Genomic DNA, 24,452 nt, shown 5'->3' on the forward strand with positions numbered 1-24,452 from the left:
CAAAGAGCAAAGAGACAATAAAAAACCGAAGCGCAAATCATTAGCGCAACAGATCAACTACCTCTAGATGTTCGTTCCATACCATCAAATCTCGTAAGACCCTCTGGCGTCCCAGCACCGCAGTCTCGTCTGCGTCGCCGTTGAGAGGGGTTCTAGGCTGAGTGACCAAAACCCGCAAGTGCTTTTTTCACCCTTCGTCATAAAACATGCATAAAACTTATTTCTTGTGTGATTACATGGATTTAGGCAAACAAATGCAAAGGAACACACCCTGCGGCGCAATATAATTAGTAGCGCTACCATAGGTCACCACAACATATTGAAGTTATGCACAGGGTCGCCCGGCGTATCTTTGCTTTAATCCCCCATTCAGGAGCAAGCCGACCAACTCAACATCGCATATGCCCCCGAAACCGGCCGAATTCCGACATATGCTAGGGCCGCGCCACGACTCGGCGGGGGGGCCATTTCAATCGCGTCGCCAGAAGACCCAGAACGACCGCGCTATAGATCAGCGGCTCGGCCTCCCAGACCTTTTGCACCATAACGAAATGGACGACCCCTGCGGCTCCCACGAAATACGTCAGCTTATGTATCCGCTGCCACAGCGCCGCACCCAGTTTTCGCACAGAGCGGTTGTTCGAGGTCACGGCCAGCGGCACCAATGCGACAAAGCCGACCATGCCGATGGTGATATAGGGTCGTTTCAGGATGTCGGCCCACATCTGCCCCCAGCGCAGCCCCATATCCAGCCCGATCCAGACCGCCAGATGCACGACAATATAGAAGAACGCGACCAGGCCGATCGCACGGCGGAATTTGATCAGGTTCACGCCCGCATATTTGCGCAGGGGCGTTACCGCCAGCCCTGCAATCAGGAACTGCAAGCCATACAGTCCAAGACCCCGTTCCAACGGGCGGATCGGATCAGGGCCGCTCATTCCCGACACCGCCGAATAGAAAAGCCAGACCCCCGGCAAAGCCCCAAGTATATAGAGAGGCCAGACCGGAACCTTGCGAAGCCTGCCGTTGACGGCCTGACTGATCGACACCCTAGTAATTCTCCAGCAGATCCATATCGGCATAAAGGCTTGCCACCTCGTCGCCGTAGCCGTTGAACATCAGCGTATCCTCGCGGCCTGCGAAAAGGCCCGCACCGATCCGGCGCTCTGACGCCTGGCTCCACCTTGGATGGTCCACATTCGGGTTCACATTACTATAGAAACCGTATTCGCGCTGATTGATGGCTTTCCATGTCGTATAGGGCTGCGTGTCGGTCAGGGTGATCCGCACAATCGACTTGATCGACTTGAAACCGTATTTCCATGGCACCACCAACCGGATCGGTGCGCCCGACTGGTTCGCCAACGGCTCGTTATAAACGCCGGTTGCCAGAATGGTCAGCGGGTTCATCGCCTCGTCCAGGCGCAGGCCCTCGCGATACGGAAAGTCCAGCACGCCGCGTTGGACACCGATCATATTTTCGGGTTGAACCACCGTCTCGAATGACACGTATTTCGCGCCGGACTGAACGCCCGCCTTATCCAACAGCGCGGACAACTGAAAGCCGTTCCACGGGATCACCATCGACCAGGCCTCGACACAGCGGAACCGGTAGATGCGTTCCTCTATCGTCATGCCCGACACCAGATCGTCCAAAGAGAACGTGCCGGGGTTATCCACAAGACCGTCGATCGTCACGCTCCACGGATCGGTCACCAATGCCTTTGCATAGCGGGCTGGTTCGTCTTTGCCGGTGCCGAACTCGTAATAGTTGTTATAGGTCGTGATCTCTTCCAGCGTATTGGGGGCCGCATCGGTCGAATACTGGCTTGGCACCGTCATGATGCGCGCCAGCGCCGGCCCTGCAATAGACCCAAGCGCCGCAGCCCCGGCACTTGCCATAAAGGAACGGCGGTTCAGAAACGCCGATTTGGGTGTCACGTCAGACCACTTAAGGTCGGTCTTGAAACGATAGGTCATAAAAGTGCCTCCAGCATTTGGGTGAACATTGACCTAGCGGGGCGTCATTGAAAAACAAAACCAACTCATCTCACGAAGACGTTTACCCACTGTAACGTAATGCCCCCCTTTCACGGCGCAGGCTTCCCCGAATTACGCGCATTCCCCGATTTGACCTTGATCAATGCCCCGTAGCGGGGTTTCATTAAAATCAGCATCAAACGATGCATCCCGCATCAACCAGGGGAGGACACATAATGAATATGTTTCGCATGACGGTCGTCGCTGCGGCTTTGGTCGCGACGCAGGCCACTGCCGAGCCCTTTGTCGGGTATGAGTCGAACGACGCGTTCGAAGACGTGGTTTTCGCGCTAGAGAATGCCATTGTCGGCAAGGGTCTGGTGATCGACAGCATCAGCCATGTCGGCGATATGCTGGAACGCACCCGCTCCGATGTCGGGTCGGATGTTGTGCTGTTCACAAAGGCCGATGTGTTCAGCTTTTGCTCTGCCGCGCTGTCCCGCAAGGTGATGGAGGCCGACCTCGCCAATATTCAATACTGCCCCTACGATATTTTCGTCATGCAGACCCCTGATAAGCCCGATGTTGTCACGGTGGGCTACCGCCCCTATCCTGATGGCCCGATGAAAGAGGTCGAGGCGCTGATCGACAGCATCGCGCGCGAGGCGTCGGGCACGGAATAACGGCTGGATCGCTCACGCCGGATCACCATTGATCACCGTTATTTTATTGGAAAACGCAAAGCTGTGCGGCTTAGGTCGCGCAGTGGTTTTGTCAAATCCGATCGGCGGAAATCCCCGCTCATCCAACATCCCGATTTCCGCGTAACAAGGACACTGTTCGATACCGGACAGCATCTTTCAATCGGGAGACCTACTATGTTCCGCAGAACTTTCCTTTCGATCACCGCAGCAACCTTGCTTGCGACCCCTGCCTTTTCCGCAGGCCATTCCAAAGACATCGTCGACACGGCCATTGATGCAGGGTCTTTCACCACTTTGGTCGCCGCAGTTCAGGCCGCCGGACTGGTGGACACCCTGAAAGGCGAAGGCCCGTTCACCGTGTTCGCCCCCACCGACGCGGCCTTTGCCGCATTGCCAGAGGGCACAGTCGAAAACTTGCTGAAGCCAGAGAACAAGGACCAGCTGGTCAAGATCCTGACCTACCACGTTGTTCCGGGCAAGGTGATGTCCACCGATCTGACCAACGGCATGATGGCGCCCACCGTTGAGGGCGCGGATCTGACCATCATGACCGAAGGCGGCGTCAAGGTGAACGACGCCAACGTCACGACCGCCGACATCGAAGCATCAAACGGCGTGATCCATGTCATCGACGCGGTGATCATCCCGGCAATGTAAGACCACCCCGACCGTATCCGGGGGCAAAGCCAGGCTTTGCCCCCGTTTCTTCTAGTGAACGACCGCGACTTCGGGCTTGGGCCGCCGCGTCGCAGACACCCTGTCCCCGACAAGCAGCCCATCCGGCCCCGCGTCAATCGTCACGGTATCGCCATCCAGCACATCCCCCGCCAGCAGCATCTCTGCCAACTGGTCCTGGATCGACCGCTGGATCACCCGCTTCAACGGGCGCGCCCCGAACACAGGGTCATACCCCTCGTCCGCCAGCCATGCCTTGGCCGCAGGCGACAGGTCCAGCGTGATATTGCGCGAAACAAGCCGCTTTTGCAGCAGCCCCAACTGAATATCGACGATCCCGCCCATATCCTCGCGGGCCAGACGGTCAAAGATGATCGTTTCGTCCAGACGGTTCAGGAACTCGGGCCGGAAATGCGCCCGCACTGCGTCCATCACATCGCGCTTGGCCTCCGACGCATCAGCACCATCGGGCAACATGCTTAGGGACTGCGCCCCAAGGTTGCTGGTCAGCACGATCAGCGTCTGCTTGAAATCCACACGCCGCCCCTGACCATCGGTCAGGATACCGTCGTCCAGCACCTGCAACAGCACGTTGAACACATCGGGGTGCGCCTTTTCCACCTCGTCGAACAGCACAACCTGATAGGGTCTGCGCCGCACCGCCTCGGTCAGAACGCCGCCCTCTTCATAGCCGACATACCCCGGAGGCGCGCCGATCAACCGGCTGACCGCGTGTTTTTCCATGAACTCGGACATATCAATGCGAACCATCGCATTCTCGTCGTCGAACAGGAACTCGGCCACCGCCTTTGTCAGCTCTGTCTTGCCGACGCCCGTCGGCCCAAGGAACAGGAAGCTGCCCAGTGGCCGCCCCTCGTCGTTCAGACCGGCCCGTGCGCGGCGCACCGAATTGGCAACCGCCTTGACCGCCTGCCTCTGGCCGATCACGCGTTTGCCGATGGCCTCTTCCATCCGCAACAGCTTTTCACGGTCGCCTTCCAGCATCTTCGATGTCGGAATACCCGTCCAGCGCTCGACCACCTGCGCGATCTGCTCTGGCCGCACGGCCTCTTCCACCATCATGTCGTCGCGGCTCTCCGCCTCGACCAGCTGCTTTTCCAGCTGCGGAATAACGCCATAAGACAGCTCTCCCGCCTTCGCCAGATTGCCTTCGCGCTTGGCCTGATCCAGATCGGCGCGGGCACGGTCCAACTGCTCTTTCAGGCCGCGGGCTGATTCCAGCTTGTCGCGCTCTGCCTGCCACTGCGCCGTCATCGCGTCAGACTTCTCCATCAAATCGCCCAGCTCTTTTTCGATCTTCTCCAGCCGCGCCTTCGATGCCGCGTCATCCTCTTTCTTCAGGGCCTCTGCCTCGATCTGCTTTTGCAGGATATCGCGGTCCAGCGTGTCCAGCTCTTCGGGCTTGCTGTCCACTTCCATCCGCAACCGGCTGGCGGCCTCGTCCATCAGGTCGATCGCCTTGTCCGGCAGGAACCGGTCGGTGATATAGCGGTGCGACAACGTCGCCGCCGCCACCAGCGCCGCATCGGCAATCCGCACCCCGTGGTGCATCTCATATTTTTCCTTGATGCCGCGCAGGATCGAAACCGTATCCTCGACCGTCGGCTCCTCGACCATCACAGGCTGGAATCGGCGCGCCAAAGCCGCGTCTTTTTCCACATACTTGCGGTATTCGTCCAGCGTGGTGGCGCCGACGCAATGCAGTTCACCGCGCGCAAGCGCCGGCTTCAGCAGGTTCGACGCATCCATCGCGCCATCGGCTTTTCCGGCCCCTACAAGGGTGTGCATCTCGTCGATGAACAGAATGATCTCGCCCGCGGCGGTCGTGACTTCAGACAGAACCGCCTTCAGCCGCTCCTCGAACTCTCCGCGATACTTCGCGCCCGCAATCAGCGACCCCATGTCCAGCGCCATCAACCGCTTGTTGCGCAGGCTTTCGGGCACGTCGCCATTGATGATCCGCAGGGCAAGGCCCTCGGCAATCGCGGTCTTGCCCACACCGGGTTCCCCGATCAGAACGGGGTTGTTCTTGGTCCGGCGCGACAGAACCTGCATCGTGCGGCGAATTTCTTCATCGCGCCCGATGATCGGGTCGATCTTGCCCTCTTCGGCGGCCTGCGTCAGGTCACGCGCATATTTCTTCAGCGCGTCATAGCCTTCTTCGGCCGATGCGGTATCCGCCGTCCGTCCCTTGCGCACATCATTGATGGCAGAGTTCAGGCCCTGCGCCGTCACCGCGCCCGCCTCCAGCGCCTCTTTGGCCTTGGATTTCACCAGCGCCAGCGCCGTCAGAATGCGTTCCACCGGAACAAAGCTGTCACCCGCCTTTTTCGCCAGCTTTTCGGCCTCGTCCAGAACCTTGGCCGTCTGGGTGTCTAGATAAACCTGCCCCGCGTCGCCGGTCACCTTCGGGATCTTGGTCATCGCCAGATCAACAGCCTCCAGCACCCGCTGGGCCGATCCGCCCGCCGCCTTGATCAGGTTGCTGGCAAGCCCCTGATCGTCGTCCATCAAGGCTTTCAACAAATGCTCGGGCACCAATCGCTGATGGTTTTCGCGCATCGCAATGGTCTGTGCGGCCTGAATAAATCCGCGCGACCGCTCTGTGAACTTTTCCATGTCCATCGTTCGTCTCCTGTTTAAAGCGCCCTGACCGGACACGCCCTGAAGCGGCACGCATCCTTTCGGGCCTCCTACCCGAAATGGCGAGTGACCACGGGCCGTTCAAGACCTGCACGCCACATCTTGCGGCCAAAAGCGGACCGCAGGCAGATGACCCGCAGTTCTTGCTGTAAGGGGTTTCGCGCGGTCCGGTAATGACGTCGATCAACAAGGATCAATAAAGGCGCAGGCAGCGTCGCCGCCGAACGACTGGCCTCAGCCCCGCTTCCGCGGTGTCACCAGAACTTTCGGTCGCGCCGCCTCTGCCGCCTTGAACAACGAGAAGGTCTGATTGACGTAGTTCACAACGCCGGAGATATGCTCGCAATAGGCGTCCAGCTCGGCCGTGCGCTCTGCCTCGACAACCGAAACCGGACGGTCCGGCGCCCCCCCTTCGAACTGCACATAGAACAACGGCTCGCCGCGCTTCAGCACAATGTCCTTTTCCGGCTCGTGCCACTCGAATGCCCACATCAGCGGGCGCGGCCAGATGTCGATCGGGAACCGCCCGCCAAAGATCGTGCCGGGCAACGGCGTCTTGCGGTAATGCGCGAAGGCCGCGATCTGGGTCAGATACACCGGCTCGTCGGCGATAAACACATAAGGCAGCTTAAGCTGCACCGTCGGCCGGTCAGGATAGCGCCACTCTGCCTCGCCTACCAGAGTCAGCATATCGGCCAGCTTGCTTGACCGCACAGCCGACCCCGCACCAGCGCGATTGACCAGCCGTGGCACGCCTTTTTCATCGCGGGTAAAGCCAAGCGTCAAGTCAATCGGGCTTTTGATCACAAAATACCGGCTTTCCATATTGATCAGTGCAGGGCACCGCGATGCCGACTTCGCATGCCCCTTGTTCGTCTCGCGCGACGCAAGGCGCTCCGGCGCGTCGTATAAAACCCCGCCCTTGTCCGTGGTGCGAAACCAGCCGACCGTAATCGGTCCGGATGCGGGCCCCTCCTCGGGGCGCTCGTAGGTAATGTTGATCTGCATATCGCACCTTTGCCCTGCTTTCGCCCATGGACGCCAATCCGCAGGGGCAAGTCAACCGGCTCGCCGCTTGCCGGGCTGCATCTGGGGCGTTACAGACAGAAAACCCGCAAACAGGAGCCCCCCATGACCATGCCCGATGACCGCCTGATCGTTGCCCTCGACGTTGCAAACGCACTCGAAGGCCTGGCCCTGGCCGAACAGATCGGCGACGCCGTATCGTTCTATAAAATCGGCCTGGGCATGCTGACCGGCGGCGGTCTCGCCCTCGCGAACGAGCTGAAGGAAGAGCACGGCAAGCGCATCTTCCTTGACATGAAACTGTTCGACATCGGCGCAACGGTAGAGGCGGCCGTGCGCGGGCTGGTCCAGTATGACCTTGATTTCCTGACCGTCCACGGTGACCCCCACGTCGTCCGCGCCGCCGCCGAAGGGCGCGGGGCGAAAAACACGAAAATCCTTGCGGTCACCATTCTGACCTCGCTGGACCGTGCCGATCTGGACGCCAGCCTGATAAAGTCCGGTGACATCCAGAGCCTTGTTCTGGAACGCGCCGCCAACGCGCTGATGGCGGGCGCCGACGGTGTCATCGCCAGCCCGCAAGAGGCCGCGCTGATCCGCGCCCTGCCAGAAGCAAAAGGAAAGCTGATCGTCACACCGGGCGTCCGGCCCGCAGGAGCCGCGTTCAATGATCAAAAACGGGTGGCCACACCGGCGCAGGCCATCCGCGACGGGGTTGACCATATCGTCGTCGGTCGCCCGATCTGGCAGGCCGCCGATCCGCGCAATGCCGCGCAAATGGTGCTTGCCGAACTTGCGGGCGCCTGACGCGCCCTAGTCGTTGACGTCCTTGTGCCAGATTTTCGGGTTGCCATGCCGCACCCCGAAAATCTTGCGCAGCGCCAACCAGCATCCCAACGAAATAATCGCAAAAATCACCAGCGTCAGCGGCAGGTCAAAGACCAGCCCGACAAGCTGCATCAACCCGATCGCCAGCGCCCCGATCGAAAACCCAAGCAGGACAAACGCGGGCGCAATCACCTCCAGTATTGCAAGCCCGATGCCCGCAACCATCCACACCCACCAAAGCGACCACATCACGACCGACCTTTCAGCAGCTTGAACGCATCGCCAAAGGCATCAAGAACATTGGTCGGCAACAAAATCGTCTGCTTCCCCGCGCCCTTGCCGACCGCCACCAGCGCCTCGACCTGTTTCAGCGCAACCTGATATTGCGCCGCCTCGATCCCGTTTTCCTTGATCGCCTGCGCCACAACACTTGTTGCATAGGCTTCGGCATCAGCCTGCACGCGGCGCGCCTTGGCCCCCTGTTCGGCGGCGTAAAGCTCTGCATCGGCGTTCAGCTCGACCGCGCGCTTTGTGCCTTCGGCCTCTGTCACCTGCGCCCGCCGTGCCCGTTCGGCATTCAGCTGTTGCAACATCGCGTTGCGGGTCTGCTGGTCAAGGTTCACATCCAGCAATTCGGCCCGCGTCACCTCGATGCCCCAGTCATCGACAACCGCCTCGACCGATTGCTTGATCCGCGTGGTCAGCTGGTTGCGGTTCGACTGCACATCGTCCAGTTCCATCGCGCCGATCTCTGACCGGACGATCCCCGCAACCGTCGTTGCAATTGCCGCATCCACATCGCGAATACGGTAGACCGTCTTTTCCGGCTCGATGATCCGGTAAAACACCGAAGTATCGACCTGCACCAGAACGTTGTCGGCTGTGATCGCGTCCTGCTTCGCCGTCGGCAACTGGCGTTCCAGAATGGAAATCCTGTGCCGCACCCGGTCCAGAAACGGCACGATAAAGTTGATTCCGGGCCCAAGCACCGCCCGCAACCGGCCAAAACGTTCCACAACAAATTTCTCGGATTGCGGCACGATCCGCACCCCCAGAAAGATGCACAGAATTATAAAGGCCGCGATAAAGACCAGAACAATGTTCTGTCCGATGAATTGACCCAAAGTGTCTTCGACCGGCATGGTTCGGCTCCTTGTGTGTGTCCGCGCGTACTATGCGGACAAGTATTCCCCTAGGAAAGCGCAACCTGCGCTGCGCAAAACTTTCTGCATGTCATGTACATGGGCTGTGCATGGATTGTGCATTGCCAATTTCAGGCGTATTTTGCGCTATGCCCGCCCTTTGCCGTGATTGCCTGACCCAGTTTGACACAGGCGCCCGCTGTCCCTCTTGCCGCAGTCCACGGGTGCTATCGCATCCCGAACTTTTCGATCTGACGATCGCCCATATGGATTGCGACGCCTTCTATGCCTCGGTCGAAAAACGCGACAATCCCGAGCTGGCCGACAGGCCCGTGATCATCGGCGGCGGTCGGCGCGGCGTGGTGTCCACTGCGTGTTACATCGCGCGGATCAAGGGCGTGCGGTCGGCCATGCCAATGTTCAAGGCGCTTGCGCTCTGCCCCGAGGCCGTCGTCGTAAAGCCCCGCATGGACGCCTATGTCGATGCCTCCCGCGCGATCCGCGCCATGATGGACGCGCTATCTCCCTCGATCGAGCCGCTGTCGCTGGACGAGGCGTTCATCGACCTGACCGGAACCGCCAAGCTGCACGGCGCACCGCCCGCTGTCATGCTGGCCCGCCTGATCAAGCGGATGCAGACCGAACTGGGCCTGTCGGGGTCTATCGGTCTGTCACACAACAAATTTCTGGCAAAAATCGCATCCGATCTGGACAAACCGCGCGGCTTTGCCGTGATCGGCAAGGCCGAGACGGAAGCCTTCCTTTTGAACAAGCCCGTGCGGATGATCTGGGGCGTCGGTGCCGCGATGCAGTCCAGCCTGGACGCCGCCGGCATTCGCACCTTTGCCGACCTTCTGCGCTGGGACCGCAAGGATTTGCACGCACGGTTCGGCTCTATGGGTGAACGTCTTTGGCATCTGGCCCGCGGGCAGGACACGCGGCGCGTCTCTGCCAATGCGCCCGTGAAAAGCATCTCGAAGGAAACCACCTTCAACGACGATACCGCTGATGCGGGCATTCTGGACGGCCATCTGTGGCGGCTTGCCGAACAGGTATCGGACCGCGCCAAGGCCCGCGATCTGGCAGGTCGGGTCGTGGTTCTGAAACTCAAACGCTCGGATTTCTCGCTGATCACCCGTCGCCACAGCCTGCACGACACCACCCAGATCGCCGACCGCATCTACCGCACCGCAAGAGAGCTGTTCGACCAAGTGGGCAACAAAGGCCCCTACCGATTGATCGGCGTCGGCATTACCGACCTGAGCGCTGCCACCGGTGTGGACATGTCCGGCGACCTGCTGGACCCTGACGCCACAAAACGCGCCCGGGCAGAGCGGGCAGCAGACCAGATCAGGCAGAAATTCGGGGCGGATGCGATTGTGAAGGGCCGGTCGCTGCGTTGATCATTCCGCCGCCAGCGGAACAGTCTTACGCCCCGCTTCGGTGATCTCTGAGATCACCTGACCGATCAGCTTTTTGAAACCTGAAAAGTTCCCGTTCGGGCGAATCAATTGCTCGTTCATATAAAGCGACCGGTCGATTTCAATCTGGATCGCGTGCTGACGACGTGACGGACGACCGTAGTGCTGCGTGATATAGGCCCCGGCAAAGGGTGCGTTCCGGACGACCCTAAGACCGGCATTCAGGAAAGCGCTTTCAACCCTGTCGACGATTGCCTCACCCGCCGCCGCGCCGAATCGGTCGCCGATCACCACCTCGGCACGCGGAACCCCGAACTGGCTGATGCTCTCGAGAGCCTCGTGCGGCATCGAATGACAGTCCAGCAAAATCGCCTCGCCGAATTGCGCATGACTTTCGTCCAGCAGCTTTTGCAGGGTGTCATGGTAGGGCTGCCAATGCGTCGCGATCCGGGCCTCGGCCTCCTTCATGGGCAGCTTGCCGCGATAGATCGCGCGCCCGTTCGACACAACGCGAGGAATCACCCCAAGACCCGAGGCAACACGCGGATTATGTGCAATTTTCCTGACGCCTTCGATCAGCGCCGGATCAAGCTCTTCCGCCCCGCGGTTCATATCTATAAAGGCGCGCGGCGCCGTCGCGACCAGCAACGGCGCACCGAAACCGGGCGCATCCGCGAACAGTATATCCACGAATGCATCCTCGGATGACCGGATCGACCGCTCATCCAGAACCGACTTCATCATGAAAGACCACGCATAGTCCCGCCCGCTATGAGGCGATGCAAAGACCACGCTTGTCGTGCGCTCGGCTGGCAGATGAAGGTGGAAAGCGGGCTTGCCCATGTGGTCTCCTCTATGACAAATATATAAACGAATTTCCGAAGTTACCAAAACCCCTTGAACACTTCTTCGACTCCTTTTATAGACCGTCCACCAACGCCGACCAGCGGCGGGCACTAAACCGTGTTTTCGCTGGTTTGTTTAGGTCATATGGGCGCTTAGCTCAGTGGTAGAGCACTTCGTTGACATCGAAGGGGTCACTGGTTCGAACCCAGTAGTGCCCACCATATGTCCCTTCGGGGAACCGAATTTTAACCTAGGCGCGCCGCGCGCCGCGAAACAGGAGAAGACCCATGAAGGTCAGAAACTCGCTCCGCTCGCTCAAGCAGCGTCATCGCGACTGCCAAGTCGTGCGCCGTAAGGGCCGCGTCTACGTGATCAACAAGACGCAAAAGCGCTTCAAAGCTCGTCAGGGCTAAGATACCGCTCTTGAACAAGAAAACGCCGCCGGGTTGCAAAACCTTGGCGGCGTTTTCTTGTTTTGGGACCTAAATGTGCGGAGGCCTAGGGGTGTCAACCACATGGGCCGACACCCTTTTTGCTGCATTTATTCAGCGGGCACAGTCTCGGCCTCGACCTTTTCCACCCGCACCGCCGAATACTTGAACTCCGGGATCTTGCCGAACGGATCTAGCGCGGGGTTGGTCAGGACGTTGGCCGATGCCTCGACAAAGGCGAAGGGCATGAACACCATGTCTTCGGCCACCGCACGGTCGGCGCGGGCCATCACCTCGATTGATCCGCGCCGCGTGGTCAGGCGCAGCATGCCGCCCGGCTCTACCCCCAGCTTACGCAGGGTCGCGGGGTGCAGCGAACAGTTCGCCTCGGGCTCCACCGCGTCCAACACCGTCGCGCGGCGCGTCATCGACCCGGTGTGCCAGTGTTCCAGTTGCCGCCCCGTGGTCAGGATCATCGGGAAGCGCTCGTCGGGCACCTCGGCGGGGGGCGTCACGCGGGCGGGGGTGAACATGGCGCGCCCCGCACGGCGCGGAAAACCGTCGCCAAACACAACAGACTGCCCCGGATCCTCGGGCGACAGACATGGGTATTGCACGGCCCCTTCGGTTTCCAGACGGTTCCAGGTGATGTGATGCAAGGACCGCATCGACATCTTCATCTCGTCGAACACGCTGCGCGGACCGTCATAGTCCCAATCAAGACCCAGACGCCGCGCCATATCGACGATGATCCGCCAATCCTCGCGCGCCTGACCCGGCGGGTTGATCGCCTTGCGGGCCATCTGCACCTGACGGTTCGTGTTGGTCACCGTCCCGGTTTTCTCTGGCAAGGCAGAGGCGGGCAGAATCACGTCGGCAAAATTGGCGGTCTCTGTCAGGAAGATATCCTGCACCACAAGATGGTCCAGCTGGGCCAGTGATTTGCGGGCATGTTCCACATCGGGGTCGGACATCGCAGGATTTTCGCCCATGATATACATGCCCTTGATCTCTCCACGGTACATCGCGTCGATGATCTCGACCACGGTCAGCCCCGGTTGCGCCTGAATTTCGGTGCCTTTCCAGATGTGCCGGAACAGCTCGCGCACCTCGACGTCCGTTACCGGCTGATAATCCGGCAGAACCTGCGGGATCAAACCCGCGTCAGATGCGCCCTGCACGTTGTTCTGACCGCGCAAAGGGTGAAGCCCCGTGCCCGGTCGCCCGATCTGACCGCACAGCAGCGCCAGCGCGATCAGGCAGCGGGCGTTGTCTGTGCCGTGGATATGCTGGCTGACGCCCATGCCCCAGAAAATCATCGCCGAGGTCGCGCCGGCATACAGACGGGCCACCTCGCGGATCGTCTCGGCCTCGACCCCGCACAGCTCTGCCATGCGCTCCGGCGGAAAGGCACGGATATGGTCGCGGAATTCAAAGAAACCTTCGGTGAAGCCCTCGATATATTGCCGGTCGTACAGCTTTTCCTCGACGATCACATGCATGATCGAGTTCAGCAGGGCGACATCGGTGCCGGGCCGGAACTGAAGCATATATTCCGCATGACGTTTCATCGCGGTGCCGCGCGGGTCCATGATGACCAGCTTGCCGCCGCGCTTGGTGAACTGCTTGAAATAGGTGGCGGCGACGGGGTGGTTCTCGGTCGGGTTGGCCCCGATCACGATCGCCACATCGGCATTCTGAATTTCGTTGAACGAGGCCGTCACAGCGCCGCTACCGACGTTTTCCATCAACGCGGCAACCGAGGACGCATGGCACAGCCGCGTGCAGTGATCGACGTTGTTGTGCTTGAACCCCTGGCGAATCAGCTTCTGGAACAGATAGGCCTCTTCGTTGGAGCATTTGGCAGACCCGAACCCCGCCACCGATTTGCCACCGTAATACGACCGCAGATCGCTAAGCCCGCGGGCTGCAACATCCAGCGCCTCTTCCCATGTCGCCTCGCGGAAATGGGTCCAGGGGTTGTTCGGATCCACGTTCAGCCCCTTCTCCGGCGCATCCTCGCGGCGGATCATCGGCTTGGTCAGGCGGTGCGGGTGGTGGATATAGTCGAACCCGAACCGGCCCTTGACGCAAAGGCGCCCCTCGTTTGCGGGGCCGTTGATGCCCTCGACATATTTGATCTTGCCGTCTTTGACCTTCAGGCTGACCTGACACCCGACGCCGCAGAACGGGCAGACGCTGGCAACCTCGGTGTCGAAATCCTTGCTGTCGCCGACCAATGCCCCGTCCACAACGCTGGCAGGCATCAGCGCACCCGTCGGGCAGGCCTGAACGCATTCTCCGCAGGCCACACAGCTGCTGTCGCCCATCGGGTCAGACATATCGAACACCGGATAGGCATCATGCCCGCGCCCCGCCATGCCGATCACGTCATTCACCTGAACCTCGCGGCAGGCCCGCACGCAAAGCCCGCATTGGATGCACGCATCCAGCGAAACGCTCATCGCGATATGGGACGCGTCCAGCAGCGGAATGCGGGCCTGTTCCAGCTTTGGCAGGCGGCTGGTGGTGACGCCCTGCTCTGCCGCCATATCCCAAAGATGGCTGGATTTGTCATGGGCCACCTCTGGCGCGGGCTGATCCGCGACCAGCATCTCCATCACCATTCTGCGGGCGGTTTTTGCACGGCTGGTGTCCGTGCTGACGACCATGCCGTCGGTCGGAACCCGCACGCAAGACGCAGCCAACGTCCGCTCGCCGTCGATCTCGACCATACAGGCGCGGCAGTTGCCGTCGCTGCGGTATCCGACCTGATCCTTGTGGCACAAATGCGGAATGCGGGTGCCTTCGCGCTTGGCGATCTCCCAGATCGTCTCCTCGCCATTGGTTTCAACCATCTGGCCATCAAGCGTAAAGCGAATTGTCTCGGACATGCGCGCGTCTCCCTGTTGATGCCAGTTTAGACCATGCGCAACGGTGTTGCAGACTCCTATCCGCGACTTGCCCTCGCTCATTTACGCCGCGCTGTTTCCGATCCGCCCCAAAACGCGGTGCATTGGCAATGAATTCAGGATGGCCTAGACCAAGGGCACATCAAGACGGAGCATATGATGACGCATCTTTGGGTTCGGGCCGAACAACGGGCAAACGAGGAACGGGTCGGGCTGACCCCCGAAGGCGCCCGCGCGCTGATCGCCAAGGGCATTCGGGTCACGGTAGAGCAAAGCTCTGTCCGCGCGATCCCCCTGCAAGGCTACAGGAATGCCGGATGCGAAATCGCCCCCGAGAACACGTGGCCGGACGCCCCCGCCGATGCCATCATCTTCGGGCTGAAGGAATTGCCAGAGGACGGCACCCCCCTTCCACATCGCCATATCCTGTTTGGTCACGCCTACAAAGGCCAGCCGGCGGGCCAGCGGTTGCTGGCCAGGTTCAAGGCGGGTGGCGGCACGATGTATGATCTGGAATATCTGGTGAACACCGACGGTCGCCGCGTCGCCGCCTTTGGATACTGGGCAGGGTTCGCAGGCGCCGCAGTCTCGATGAAATGCTGGGCCGCCCAGCAACGGCACGAAATCGCAGGACCGGTCGGCGCCTACAGCAGCAAGACCGCCCTGCTGGACGAGCTTCAGGCAGAGTTGGACCAGATTGGCAGCCACCGCCCGACAGCCATCGTGATCGGCGCCTTGGGGCGCGTGGGCACCGGCGCCGCAGACTTGTGCACCGCCCTTGGCGTCAAGGTCACCAAATGGGACATGGCCGAAACGGCAAGCGGCGGCCCCTTCCCCGAAGTATTGCAGCACGATCTGTTTCTGAATTGCATCCTTGCCCGACCCGGCACACCGGTTTTCGTGCCGGCAAGCGCCAAAACAGACCCGCGCAAACTGACCGTCATCGGCGATATCGCCTGCGATCCCGACAGCGACTTCTCTCCGGTCAAGGTCTACGACCGGACCACCACTTGGGCAGAACCCGCGCTTCGGGTCCATGACGCGCCACCGCTCGATGTCACGGCTATCGACAACCTGCCATCCATGCTTCCGGTTGAATCCTCCGAGGATTACGCAGAACAGCTATTGCCCTCGCTTCTGACCTTGGGCAGCTTGGACACAGGCGTATGGGGCCGCGCAAAAGCGACCTTCGACCAGCACATCCAGAATACCTAGGGGAGACAGATCATGACCATTCATTGGTGCGGCACCGGACTTTCTGCAATTCCCGGCCTTCGGCGCCTGATCGAGGCGGGTCATCCCGTCACGGTCTGGAACCGAACCACCGCAAAGGCCATCGAGGCCGTCGGAGACCTGACCGACAACATCCGCGCCTTCGACATGGACGCCATCAGCGCGGCAACGGAAAAAGGCGACATTGTCGTATCAATGCTTCCGGCCGACTACCATGTGCCTCTGGCTGAACTCTGCATCAAGAAAGGTGCCAACTTCGTTTCCTCCAGCTATATCGCACCGGAAATGCGCGCCCTTGATGCGGCAGCACGGGACGCGGGCGTTGCTCTTGTGAACGAGGTCGGCCTTGATCCCGGCATCGACCACGTCATGGCGCATTGGCTGGTTTCGGATTATCGCGCCTCCGATGCCTATGATCCTGCGAACGATCTGTCCTTCATCAGCTACTGCGGCGGCGTCCCGAAAATCCCGAACGCGTTTCGCTATAAATTCAGCTGGTCCCCGCTTGGAGTTCTCAAGGCGTTGCGGTCCCCATCAAAATCCATCCGCAATTTCTCGGAACTGGCTGTCGCCCGCCCTTGGGATGCGATCAGCAGCTACAGCGCCCCGCTGCCGCAACCCGAGACATTCGAGGTCTATCCGAACCGCGACTCGCTGCCCTTCATCGACGACTACAAATTCGATCCCGCGTGGAAGATCCGCGATTTCGTTCGCGGCACAATGCGCCTGAACGGCTGGTCCGATGCGTGGGCGCCTGTGTTCCGCGAAATAGAAACACTGTCCGGCGCGACCGGCGATGCGCGCCTGAAAGAAATGTCCGACCAGTTCTGGCGCGACAATTCCTATGACAAAGATGAACCGGACCGCGTGATCATGTGCGTCGCGTTGACTGCCGAAAAAGACGGCGTGCCCGTCTATCATAAGACCTACGTGATGGACGCATGGGGCGACGCACGCGGCACCGCAATGGCCCGCCTCGTTTCAGTTCCCGTGGCCCTCGCCGTCGAGGCCGTGATGAACCGCGAGATCCCCGTTGGAGTATCAGCAGCCCCAAGCGATTCAAAACTCGTCAAGCGCTGGATGGATACCGTCGGAACGCTCGCCCAACATCTTCAGATCGTGGACCACCTCTGATTTTCTTTGTTCTCTAAATAGCCAGAAGCCCCCTGCCCCGCTTGGCACGGGGCTTCATAAGGGGTCGAACGCGCATGCGAGGAACGCAGGCCTTCGGGCTCGGCATCGCGCCCCCTCGGCTAACCGGAAACACCCCAGCCTTCGCTTTGCATCTCACGCAGCCGGCTGGCGGTGCGTTCGAACTCGAACGTCCCTTCGCCCTCCATATACAACATCTCCGGCGAGGCCTGCGCGGAACACACAAGCTGCGTTTTCGCTTCATAAAGCGTATCGATCAGCGTGACGAACCGCTTCGCTTCGTTAAAGTTGCTGCGCCCCAGTTGCGGCACGTCCTCCAACACCAGAACCCGCACCGCCTCCGTCAATGCCAGATAATCCGCAGCACCCAGCGGTTTCCCGCAAAGATCCCAGAACTTGGCCCGTGCAACACCGTTGTGAAAGGCAGGCAGAACCACTTCACGCCCCTTGACGACAAGCTGCAGCGGACCGGCCTTACCACCCGACAACCGTTGCCAGACCTCTTCGATCTTGCTGCGCGCCTCGGCGTTGATCGGGGTGAAATATGTGGCGGACCCCGCCATCCGGTCCTGCCTGTAGTCGCGCGGGCTAACCAGCTCGCGCACCACCATGCGTTGTTTCAAAAGCTCGATGAACGGCAGAAAAATCGTGCGGTTCAACCCGTCCTTATACAGGTCGTCCGGCACACGGTTCGACGTCGTCACCACCACAACACCCGCCTTGAACAACGCCTCGAACAAACGCCCGACGATCATCGCATCGGCGATATCGGTGATCTGCATTTCGTCGAAACACAACAAACGGGCCTCGGCGATGATCTTGGCGGCGACGGGCTGGATCGCATCTTCGACCTGACCTTTGCGCGCCTCATGCAGGGCACCCTGAATTTCCTGCATGAACGCATGAAAATGAACGCGCCGCTTGCGGTCTATATCGACAGAGGCAAAAAACAGATCCATCAGCATGGATTTGCCGCGCCCGACCCCGCCCCACAGATACAGGCCTTTGGGGGCCTCCGGGGCCTTGGCGAACAACCCGCCCAACAGCCCGCGCCGCCTTGCAGATGTGGCCTCCAGCTGGGCGCGAATGGCTTCCAAGGCTGGCAGGGCATCCTCTTGCGCCGGATCTGCGATCAAAGAGCCGTCCGCCACAAGAGTCGCATAGATATGGGGTAAAGTTTCACTCATTACCGATCCATAAAACCCTGTGAAGAATAAGGAAAGATGAAGTGTCATTCGGGCAGAACCGTATTGACCCCGCCGTTGAAATCACAGAGCGTCGCGCAGCATCAAAGAGTAGCCCCATGACAGAAACGCGCGCGCCCCTTTTCACCCCCGTCCTCATTGGCGGATGCATTATCATCATGCTCGGCTTTGCCGTGCGCGCATCCTTCGGGGTTTTCCAGATCCCCATCGCCGCCGAATATGGCTGGCTGCGTTCGGACTTTTCGTTTGCCATTGCGATCCAGAATCTGGCTTGGGGGATCGGGCAGCCGATATTCGGCGCAATCGCTGAAAAATTCGGCGATAGGCGGGCCATTGTCGCCGGTGCGCTTTTCTATGCCGCGGGTCTGGTTCTGTCGTCCTACGCGGTCACGCCCGGTCAACATCAGCTGCTGGAAATCCTCGTCGGATTCGGGATCGCCGGAACAGGGTTCGGGGTGATCCTGGCCGTGGTTGGCCGTGCCGCCAGCGCCGAAAACCGCTCTCTGGCATTGGGCATTGCAACGGCTGCCGGATCCGCAGGCCAAGTCTTCGGCGCACCTGCGGCCGCCTGGCTCCTTGGGTATATGCCATGGCAATCCGTCTTCCTTGTTTTCGCGGCGGTGATCCTGCTTTCCCTTCTGGCGCTGCCCTTGATGCGCGCGCCGGACTCCGCGTCAAAGGCGGAACTGGAAGAAACGATCAGCGAAATCCTGGTCCGCGCCTTCCGCGACCCAAGTTACATCCTGATCTTCCTTGGCTTCTTTTCCTGCGGCTACCAGCTTGGCTTCATCACCGCCCATTTTCCGGCCTTCGTGACAGAAATGTGCGGGGCAATCGATCCGTCCGGCATGCTGGCCTCGTTCGGGGTCACCACAACATCCGCCCTTGGTGCCATCGCAATCTCGGTGATCGGGCTGGCGAACATCGTCGGCGCAATCCTGTCCGGCTGGCTGGGAAGGCGATATTCCAAGAAATACCTGCTCGCCGGCATATACGCGGGCCGCACGATCATATCAGCGCTGTTCATTCTCGCTCCGATGACCCCGACGACAGTCTTGTTGTTCTCGCTCGGCATGGGGTCATTGTGGCTTGCAACTGTCCCGTTAACCTCGGGCCTCGTCGCCCATCTCTACGGCCTGCGTTATATGGGCACGCTTTATGGCATCGTCTTTTTCAGTCACCAGCTTGGTAGCTTCATGGGCGTCTGGCTGGGCGGGCGGCTTTACGACATGTATGGCAGCTATACGATGGTCTGGTGGATCGGCGTCGGCATCGGTGCGTTCAGTGCGATCATTCACTTGCCGATACGCGAAAATGCGCCGTCCCGCCTTGTCCCTGCCTGATCTGCGGTTCTTCTCGGTCCAAATACTCAAAACACCGAACATCCGAAGGATGTGAGAAAAAGACGTCGCGCGGAACGCGCGTCTATGTGGTCAAAGCTCGCGCACGAACTGCTGGATGGCCTCGATAACCGCCTGCGGGTGTGTTTGCGGCACCCAATGATCGGCGCCTTTTATCGCGACCTGATGCGCTTCGCGGTTCACTTCTGCCAACTTGCCCATGGCGCTGATCGGAATCACGGCATCCTCTGTGCCCCAAATCGCAAGAACGGGTATGCCCGCCCGCGAAATCATCCGATGATCTTCGGTCAGGTCACGTTCAAGGAAATGACGCTGGCTGGACAGAACCGCATCAAGATACCCCCGCGTCCGGCTTTCATCCGCCATCTGCAAAAGCCGCTCGGGGTCAACGCCCGCCTTCGACAGTTTTCCCCGCCACAAATACAGCCCGCCGAACACTCTCATCACCCAGTCGCCCACAATCGGCGTATGCGTCGTGAAATGGGCAAAGCGGCTGGCGTTGAAAACCAGACCGGCGGGGGCGATCAGGATCAGGCGGCGGATACGGTGCAACTGTTCGGCGGCAAAACAGGTGGCGATGCTGCCCCCCATCGAATAGCCGACAACCGTGATATCGTCCTCGATCCCCAACTCCGTCAGCAAGTCGCCAAGTTGTTTCAGAAAGAACGCGCGGTCTTGGACTCCCCTGGGGCGATCTGAAAATCCACGCCCATAAAGATCGTACGTCAAAACCCTGAATCCGCACAGCGCCAGACCGCCGACAATTCCATCCCAGACAAAGCCGGGCGTCGACAGGCCGTGAATGCAGACGGCCACAGGTCCACGCACCGGCCCGTGCCACTGATAGTGGGTAACCCCCTGCGAAAGTTCAATAAACTGACCGGAGGCAGTATTTCTTGCAGCACTGTTCATCGGCCAACGCCGCCACTCTGCCACAAATGGCAGGGCGACCAGCGTTGCGACACAAAGGATGATCCACCACATGATCTATGTCTTCCAGATCAGACCGCACTGGCACTTTCGGAACCGGATCATCGCGCAGTCCAGGCGTGTAGGATATATTTGGCCGTCATCAGATCCAGGTGGGCGCCGCCACCGTTCTTGAACAGAGTGATCTCGTCCGCGCTGGTCCGCGCGAAACGCCCCGACGGCAAATCGTAGTAGTCGCACAGCACATCACCGCGAGAGATCACGCCCTCGGAAAGCGGGATTTTCAGCTCTCCGATATGCCCGATCGTCGTGTCAAAACTGTCGACGAAAATCCGCGCGCGGCGCAGCACCTCGTCGTCGGCTTCGCGCATGTCGGGGCGATAGGCACCGATCAGGTCAATGTGCTGGCCCGCGTGCAGCCAGCTGCCCTTGATCAACGGCTCCGTCGACATCGTTGCACTTGTCACGATATCCGCTGCGCGCACAGCGGCCTCCAGATCGGGGGCAACGGTGGTGTCAGGAAAGGATGCGGCGAACTCTTCTGCCGCCTTGGGCGACCGATTCCAGATCAGGAAACGCGCATCCGGAAACGCGCTGCCATACGCCGACCGCAGGTTCCGCCCGACCGTGCCTGCCCCGACGATCAGAATCAGCCGGCTGTCAGGGCGCGCCAGACGTCTGGCGCCCAAAAGGCTGTCTCCGGCGGTCTTCCACTTGGTCACAAGGTGGAAATCGACCAGCGCGTCCAGCTCTCCGGTTCCATCGGAAAACAGGCTGACCGCGCCATTGACCATGGGCTTGCCTTGTTCCGGGTTTTTCGGGAAAATCGTTGCGGATTTCACCGCAAGCCCCATGCCGTCGATCCATGCGGACCGCGACAACAGGGTGTCGGGCGTCCGGTACAGGAACGTATCGGCGATCTTGGCTTTCGGCAGGTTATGTCCCGCCGCAATGGCATCGGTCAGCGCCGACCAGTCCAGCAACGTATCGCCGTCTTTGAAACTGATGATCTCGAATGTCATAGGCCCGCCTCGACTTTCGTAAGAAGCCCGTGTTTGACCAGGGCATGCGCCCAACCCTCGGGGCCTTCAAAAAGATGTGTGTTCCAACCACGCGCATGCGCGGCCTTGATGTTCTCGGCACGGTCATCGGTGAACAACAAAGTATCGGGGTCCAGACCGCTGTCTTCCTCGACCATTTCGTAAATCCGGTTGGACGGTTTTATCATTTCCATATGACCGCTGATATAACGGCGGTCGAATTCGGACAGGAATTCATATTGCGTTTCCGCATAGGCAAAGCTTTCGACGCCGAAATTGGACAGGGCGAAAACCGGTATCCCCTTGCGGCGCAGGCGGCGTAGCAGGCCGACGGACCACGGTATTGCAGGGCTTGCCATCTCGATCCAGTTGTCGTGCCACATACGAATTTCGGCCCTGAATTCGGGTGTTTTATCTGCCATCGCATAGACGGTTTCGCGCCACGGCTGGCCCTTGTCCACAAGGTCGTTCATGGCGTGAAGATCGACCGCTTCGAACATCGCGCGGCGGCGGTCTTCGCCAATGGCCATGTCGTAGAACCGCTCTGGCTGCCATTCGATCAGCACATTCCCGATGTCATACACGACGGCTTCAATTCTGGTCATGCGGCACTTCCTTCATCGCGGCCTGAACCTGCCGCTCCAACACATCCAGAAAGCGCGAGCGGTCGGCTTTTGTAAAGCCTTTGCCGCTGCCTTGACGAAAAGGGTCGGCGGCGCGCAGGTCTGCCATAAGGTCACGCGTCGCAAGGCGGATACCGATATTCGCGGGCGTAAAGACCTCGCCATTGTGCTGGATCACGCGCGCACCGGCCTCGACGCATTTAGCAGCCAGAGGGATATCGCCCGTCACCACGACGTCGCCCCGCACCGCGCGATCCGCGATCCACATATCGGCAACGTCGGGGCCATCCGGCACATAGATCATCTCGACCAGCGGATTGGCCGACGGGCGCAGCCCCCCGTTCGACACCAGAAACATCGTCACCTTGTTGCGGGTGGCGACCTTTTCCGCCTCGTCCTTGACCGGACAGGCATCCGCATCAATGAAGATCCGCGTCATGCGTAAAGCGCGTTCGCGTGGAACGCGATGTGGTCTTCGATGAAGGTTTGCACAAAGAAATAGCTGTGGTCATAGCCTGGCTGCATTCGGAAGGTCGCCTGCTGGCGCCGCGCTGCAATCGCCTCTGCCAGTGCCTCTGGCTTCAGCAGGTCAAGGAACTGGTCGTTGGTGCCCTGATCAATCAGGACCGGCCCGTCAAAGCCCTTTTCGCGCATCAATAGCGTTGCGTCATGGGGGGCCCATTTCGCCTCGTCCGCGCCCAGATAGGCCGTCAGTTGCTTGCGCCCCCAGTCAGAGGTGGTCGGATGCGCGATAGGTGCAAAGGCCGAGACCGACCTGAAACGCCCCGGCAGGTTCATCGCCATCGTCAGCGCGCCATGCCCGCCCATGGAATGACCGGTGATGCCCTGACGGGTCATATCCACCGCGAATTCCGCGTTGATCAGGTTCGTCAGCTCGTGTGTGATATAGTCCCACATCTGGAAATGCGGCGTCCACGGGTTCTGCGTTGCGTTGACGTAGAAACCGGCGCCCTGACCCAGATCATAGGCCTCGTCGTTTGCCACGCCTTCGCCGCGCGGCGATGTGTCGGGAAAGATCAGCGCGATCCCGTGCGTTGCCGCCCAACCCTGCGCGCCGGCTTTGACCATGGCGTTCTCGTGGGTGCAGGTCAGGCCGGACAAATACCATAGGACCGGAACGGGCCCCTGCTGTGCCGCTTCGGGCAGGAACAGGCCAAAGGTCATATCGCAGGCGCAGGCATCGGACCTATGTGTGTAGACGCCCTGCGTCCCGTCAAAGCAGGTGTTTTCAGAAACGGTTTTCATCATGCTCTCCTAATCGCTTGGAAAAGGGCTAACGCAGCCCGGCCTACAGGTCCAGCAATCAGAGCTGTGTGACCCAGGCAATCACGGCGGACACCGTGAAAATACTGAAGGCGGTCGAGATCAGGATAGATGCCGACACGCGCTGTGGCGCGACACCGTAGTGCTGCGCAAGAATGTAGACATTGCCCGCAACCGGAAGGGACGCGGCCGCAATCATCACCCCGGCGGAATAGGGATCGACCGTGAACACCAGCAGCAGGAAAACCGCAACTGCAGCGGGGTGCAGAACCAGCTTGCAGAACGACAACCAGCCCGCAACCGTAAGCCGCTCCGCCGATTTTGTGGCCAGCGAGGCACCGATCGCGAAAAGGGCACCGGGGGTCGCGGCGGCCCCCAGAATACCAAGAAATTCGTTCATCGGCCCCGGAATGGGAATTTGCAGGCCCGACCATACAAGCCCCAGAACGATCGAGACAATCATCGGGTTCTTCAGCAGACCAACGCCGACCGTACGCAGCACGCCGGTTGTCATTCGCCCGTCGCGACTGCCGGTGATCAGGATAACAATAAGGCTGCCGAACACGATCAGATCAACGGCCAGAACCAGCATCACGGCCCCCACCGCATTTTCCCCAAGCAACAGGATCAACATGGGCACGCCCAGAAAGCCGACATTGCCGATCACAGCGGTCTGCGCCTCGACTGCAGCCTGTTCAAGCCCGATCCTGCGGTAAAGCGCAACAGACGTGGCAAGCGCGTAGATCAGGGCGGTGCCGCACAAATATGCCCCGACAAAGGGCCAATCCAGCACCTCTGCCAAAGACAGGTTGGCGGCGAACCGGAACAGCATGGCGGACAGGGCAAAGTAAAAGACGAACTTGGTCAGATAGGCGGTCGCCTCGGCAGTGAAAAACTTAGTCCGCCCGGCCCAGTATCCCAGGCCGATCAATGCGAAAAAGGGAAGTGTTTTCAGGAAAATTGCCAGCATTGATCCTGACTTAGCACGCTCT

General features: G+C 60.1%; 23 protein-coding genes and 1 tRNA gene. 9 read left to right on the plus strand and 15 right to left on the minus strand.

What is annotated here, in order from left to right:
• Positions 1 to 434: 434 nt before the first annotated feature.
• Positions 435 to 1,085, minus strand: coding sequence for a protein-methionine-sulfoxide reductase heme-binding subunit MsrQ (gene msrQ / locus ACEN2R_RS17420; protein ID WP_442043959.1), 651 nt, complete (start codon positions 1,083 to 1,085; stop codon positions 435 to 437).
• The gene (gene msrP / locus ACEN2R_RS17425; RefSeq protein ID WP_442043960.1) at positions 1,054 to 1,983 is read right to left on the minus strand and encodes a protein-methionine-sulfoxide reductase catalytic subunit MsrP; all 930 of its coding nucleotides are present in this window, start codon (positions 1,981 to 1,983) and stop codon (positions 1,054 to 1,056) included. Before msrP ends, msrQ begins: the two co-directional genes overlap by 32 nt.
• Positions 1,984 to 2,219: 236 nt before the next feature.
• Between msrP and ACEN2R_RS17430 the strand changes: the two genes are divergently transcribed.
• Positions 2,220 to 2,666 (plus strand): DUF302 domain-containing protein, encoded by a 447-nt coding sequence (locus ACEN2R_RS17430; RefSeq protein ID WP_442043961.1) that lies wholly within the window; start codon positions 2,220 to 2,222, stop codon positions 2,664 to 2,666.
• Between the two features lie 195 nt (positions 2,667 to 2,861).
• Positions 2,862 to 3,344 (plus strand): fasciclin domain-containing protein, encoded by a 483-nt coding sequence (locus ACEN2R_RS17435; protein ID WP_442043962.1) that lies wholly within the window; start codon positions 2,862 to 2,864, stop codon positions 3,342 to 3,344.
• 51 nt (positions 3,345 to 3,395) lie between these two features.
• On the opposite strand, the gene clpB is transcribed toward ACEN2R_RS17435, so the two are convergent.
• Together clpB and ACEN2R_RS17445 are read right to left on the minus strand one after the other, a co-directional pair.
• Positions 3,396 to 6,008, minus strand: a complete 2,613-nt coding sequence (gene clpB, locus ACEN2R_RS17440; RefSeq protein ID WP_442043963.1) for an ATP-dependent chaperone ClpB — start codon at positions 6,006 to 6,008, stop codon at positions 3,396 to 3,398.
• 252 nt (positions 6,009 to 6,260) lie between these two features.
• On the minus strand, positions 6,261 to 7,034 hold the full coding sequence (locus tag ACEN2R_RS17445; RefSeq protein WP_442043964.1) for a hypothetical protein: 774 nt from the start codon (positions 7,032 to 7,034) through the stop codon (positions 6,261 to 6,263).
• 129 nt (positions 7,035 to 7,163) lie between these two features.
• Here ACEN2R_RS17445 and pyrF point away from each other — a divergent pair, with 129 nt between their 5' ends.
• Entirely contained in the window at positions 7,164 to 7,859 is a 696-nt protein-coding gene (gene pyrF / locus ACEN2R_RS17450; protein WP_442043997.1) for an orotidine-5'-phosphate decarboxylase, read from the plus strand.
• Between the two features lie 6 nt (positions 7,860 to 7,865).
• Here the strand turns inward: pyrF and ACEN2R_RS17455 are convergent, their stop codons facing one another.
• Positions 7,866 to 8,129: an NfeD family protein gene (locus ACEN2R_RS17455; protein ID WP_442043965.1), complete on the minus strand. Its 264-nt coding sequence runs from the start codon at positions 8,127 to 8,129 to the stop codon at positions 7,866 to 7,868.
• Entirely contained in the window at positions 8,129 to 9,022 is an 894-nt protein-coding gene (locus ACEN2R_RS17460; RefSeq protein WP_442043966.1) for an SPFH domain-containing protein, read from the minus strand. Before ACEN2R_RS17460 ends, ACEN2R_RS17455 begins: the two co-directional genes overlap by 1 nt.
• A 149-nt stretch (positions 9,023 to 9,171) precedes the next feature.
• On the opposite strand from ACEN2R_RS17460, the gene ACEN2R_RS17465 reads away from it, so the two are divergent.
• The gene (locus tag ACEN2R_RS17465) at positions 9,172 to 10,425 is read left to right on the plus strand and encodes a DNA polymerase IV (protein WP_442043967.1); all 1,254 of its coding nucleotides are present in this window, start codon (positions 9,172 to 9,174) and stop codon (positions 10,423 to 10,425) included.
• Here the strand turns inward: ACEN2R_RS17465 and ACEN2R_RS17470 are convergent, their stop codons facing one another.
• Positions 10,426 to 11,286 carry an N-formylglutamate amidohydrolase gene (locus ACEN2R_RS17470; RefSeq protein WP_442043968.1) on the minus strand — a complete coding sequence of 287 codons (861 nt, stop codon included), beginning with the start codon at positions 11,284 to 11,286 and terminating at the stop codon, positions 10,426 to 10,428.
• Positions 11,287 to 11,435: 149 nt separating this feature from the next.
• Between ACEN2R_RS17470 and ACEN2R_RS17475 the strand changes: the two genes are divergently transcribed.
• A tRNA-Val gene (locus ACEN2R_RS17475) sits at positions 11,436 to 11,510 on the plus strand.
• Between the two features lie 66 nt (positions 11,511 to 11,576).
• Positions 11,577 to 11,702, plus strand: a complete 126-nt coding sequence (gene ykgO / locus ACEN2R_RS17480; protein WP_038074920.1) for a type B 50S ribosomal protein L36 — start codon at positions 11,577 to 11,579, stop codon at positions 11,700 to 11,702.
• Between the two features lie 128 nt (positions 11,703 to 11,830).
• Here the strand turns inward: ykgO and fdhF are convergent, their stop codons facing one another.
• Positions 11,831 to 14,614 carry a formate dehydrogenase subunit alpha gene (gene fdhF, locus ACEN2R_RS17485; protein WP_442043969.1) on the minus strand — a complete coding sequence of 928 codons (2,784 nt, stop codon included), beginning with the start codon at positions 14,612 to 14,614 and terminating at the stop codon, positions 11,831 to 11,833.
• A 177-nt stretch (positions 14,615 to 14,791) separates the two neighbouring features.
• On the opposite strand from fdhF, the gene ACEN2R_RS17490 reads away from it, so the two are divergent.
• A complete protein-coding gene (locus tag ACEN2R_RS17490; RefSeq protein ID WP_442043970.1) occupies positions 14,792 to 15,847 on the plus strand; it encodes a saccharopine dehydrogenase in 1,056 nt (351 codons plus the stop codon).
• Positions 15,848 to 15,859: 12 nt separating this feature from the next.
• Positions 15,860 to 16,999, plus strand: a complete 1,140-nt coding sequence (locus ACEN2R_RS17495; RefSeq protein ID WP_442043971.1) for a saccharopine dehydrogenase C-terminal domain-containing protein — start codon at positions 15,860 to 15,862, stop codon at positions 16,997 to 16,999.
• A gap of 119 nt (positions 17,000 to 17,118) precedes the next feature.
• Here the strand turns inward: ACEN2R_RS17495 and zapE are convergent, their stop codons facing one another.
• On the minus strand, positions 17,119 to 18,204 hold the full coding sequence (gene zapE, locus ACEN2R_RS17500; protein WP_442043972.1) for a cell division protein ZapE: 1,086 nt from the start codon (positions 18,202 to 18,204) through the stop codon (positions 17,119 to 17,121).
• A 116-nt stretch (positions 18,205 to 18,320) separates the two neighbouring features.
• On the opposite strand from zapE, the gene ACEN2R_RS17505 reads away from it, so the two are divergent.
• Positions 18,321 to 19,565, plus strand: a complete 1,245-nt coding sequence (locus ACEN2R_RS17505) for an MFS transporter (protein ID WP_442043973.1) — start codon at positions 18,321 to 18,323, stop codon at positions 19,563 to 19,565.
• A gap of 90 nt (positions 19,566 to 19,655) precedes the next feature.
• Here the strand turns inward: ACEN2R_RS17505 and ACEN2R_RS17510 are convergent, their stop codons facing one another.
• The 6 genes from ACEN2R_RS17510 to ACEN2R_RS17535 are packed head-to-tail and all read right to left on the minus strand — an operon-like array spanning position 19,656 to position 24,430.
• Complete coding sequence (locus tag ACEN2R_RS17510) at positions 19,656 to 20,567, minus strand: alpha/beta fold hydrolase (RefSeq protein WP_442043974.1); 912 nt, start codon at positions 20,565 to 20,567, stop codon at positions 19,656 to 19,658.
• 47 nt (positions 20,568 to 20,614) lie between these two features.
• The gene (locus ACEN2R_RS17515; protein ID WP_442043975.1) at positions 20,615 to 21,535 is read right to left on the minus strand and encodes an ornithine cyclodeaminase family protein; all 921 of its coding nucleotides are present in this window, start codon (positions 21,533 to 21,535) and stop codon (positions 20,615 to 20,617) included.
• Positions 21,532 to 22,158, minus strand: coding sequence for an HAD family hydrolase (locus tag ACEN2R_RS17520; RefSeq protein WP_442043976.1), 627 nt, complete (start codon positions 22,156 to 22,158; stop codon positions 21,532 to 21,534). Before ACEN2R_RS17520 ends, ACEN2R_RS17515 begins: the two co-directional genes overlap by 4 nt.
• Complete coding sequence (locus tag ACEN2R_RS17525; protein ID WP_442043977.1) at positions 22,145 to 22,615, minus strand: YaiI/YqxD family protein; 471 nt, start codon at positions 22,613 to 22,615, stop codon at positions 22,145 to 22,147. The genes ACEN2R_RS17520 and ACEN2R_RS17525 overlap by 14 nt, the downstream gene beginning before the upstream one ends.
• The gene (gene fghA, locus ACEN2R_RS17530; protein ID WP_442043978.1) at positions 22,612 to 23,442 is read right to left on the minus strand and encodes an S-formylglutathione hydrolase; all 831 of its coding nucleotides are present in this window, start codon (positions 23,440 to 23,442) and stop codon (positions 22,612 to 22,614) included. Before fghA ends, ACEN2R_RS17525 begins: the two co-directional genes overlap by 4 nt.
• A gap of 58 nt (positions 23,443 to 23,500) precedes the next feature.
• Positions 23,501 to 24,430 carry an AEC family transporter gene (locus tag ACEN2R_RS17535; protein ID WP_442043979.1) on the minus strand — a complete coding sequence of 310 codons (930 nt, stop codon included), beginning with the start codon at positions 24,428 to 24,430 and terminating at the stop codon, positions 23,501 to 23,503.
• Positions 24,431 to 24,452: the final 22 nt, after the last annotated feature.

The sequence above is a fragment of the Pseudogemmobacter sp. W21_MBD1_M6 genome (assembly GCF_052119585.1).
Lineage (GTDB): Bacteria > Pseudomonadota > Alphaproteobacteria > Rhodobacterales > Rhodobacteraceae > JBGQOJ01.

Coding starts and splice junctions, on each gene's coding strand:
- msrQ (WP_442043959.1), bottom strand. CDS start 1,085: ATGCCGATATGGATCTGCTGGAGAATTACTAGGGTGTCGATCAGTCAG.
- msrP (WP_442043960.1), bottom strand. CDS start 1,983: ATGACCTATCGTTTCAAGACCGACCTTAAGTGGTCTGACGTGACACCC.
- ACEN2R_RS17430 (WP_442043961.1), top strand. CDS start 2,220: ATGAATATGTTTCGCATGACGGTCGTCGCTGCGGCTTTGGTCGCGACG.
- ACEN2R_RS17435 (WP_442043962.1), top strand. CDS start 2,862: ATGTTCCGCAGAACTTTCCTTTCGATCACCGCAGCAACCTTGCTTGCG.
- clpB (WP_442043963.1), bottom strand. CDS start 6,008: ATGGACATGGAAAAGTTCACAGAGCGGTCGCGCGGATTTATTCAGGCC.
- ACEN2R_RS17445 (WP_442043964.1), bottom strand. CDS start 7,034: ATGCAGATCAACATTACCTACGAGCGCCCCGAGGAGGGGCCCGCATCC.
- pyrF (WP_442043997.1), top strand. CDS start 7,164: ATGCCCGATGACCGCCTGATCGTTGCCCTCGACGTTGCAAACGCACTC.
- ACEN2R_RS17455 (WP_442043965.1), bottom strand. CDS start 8,129: ATGTGGTCGCTTTGGTGGGTGTGGATGGTTGCGGGCATCGGGCTTGCA.
- ACEN2R_RS17460 (WP_442043966.1), bottom strand. CDS start 9,022: ATGCCGGTCGAAGACACTTTGGGTCAATTCATCGGACAGAACATTGTT.
- ACEN2R_RS17465 (WP_442043967.1), top strand. CDS start 9,172: ATGCCCGCCCTTTGCCGTGATTGCCTGACCCAGTTTGACACAGGCGCC.
- ACEN2R_RS17470 (WP_442043968.1), bottom strand. CDS start 11,286: ATGGGCAAGCCCGCTTTCCACCTTCATCTGCCAGCCGAGCGCACGACA.
- ykgO (WP_038074920.1), top strand. CDS start 11,577: ATGAAGGTCAGAAACTCGCTCCGCTCGCTCAAGCAGCGTCATCGCGAC.
- fdhF (WP_442043969.1), bottom strand. CDS start 14,614: ATGTCCGAGACAATTCGCTTTACGCTTGATGGCCAGATGGTTGAAACC.
- ACEN2R_RS17490 (WP_442043970.1), top strand. CDS start 14,792: ATGACGCATCTTTGGGTTCGGGCCGAACAACGGGCAAACGAGGAACGG.
- ACEN2R_RS17495 (WP_442043971.1), top strand. CDS start 15,860: ATGACCATTCATTGGTGCGGCACCGGACTTTCTGCAATTCCCGGCCTT.
- zapE (WP_442043972.1), bottom strand. CDS start 18,204: ATGAGTGAAACTTTACCCCATATCTATGCGACTCTTGTGGCGGACGGC.
- ACEN2R_RS17505 (WP_442043973.1), top strand. CDS start 18,321: ATGACAGAAACGCGCGCGCCCCTTTTCACCCCCGTCCTCATTGGCGGA.
- ACEN2R_RS17510 (WP_442043974.1), bottom strand. CDS start 20,567: ATGTGGTGGATCATCCTTTGTGTCGCAACGCTGGTCGCCCTGCCATTT.
- ACEN2R_RS17515 (WP_442043975.1), bottom strand. CDS start 21,535: ATGACATTCGAGATCATCAGTTTCAAAGACGGCGATACGTTGCTGGAC.
- ACEN2R_RS17520 (WP_442043976.1), bottom strand. CDS start 22,158: ATGACCAGAATTGAAGCCGTCGTGTATGACATCGGGAATGTGCTGATC.
- ACEN2R_RS17525 (WP_442043977.1), bottom strand. CDS start 22,615: ATGACGCGGATCTTCATTGATGCGGATGCCTGTCCGGTCAAGGACGAG.
- fghA (WP_442043978.1), bottom strand. CDS start 23,442: ATGAAAACCGTTTCTGAAAACACCTGCTTTGACGGGACGCAGGGCGTC.
- ACEN2R_RS17535 (WP_442043979.1), bottom strand. CDS start 24,430: ATGCTGGCAATTTTCCTGAAAACACTTCCCTTTTTCGCATTGATCGGC.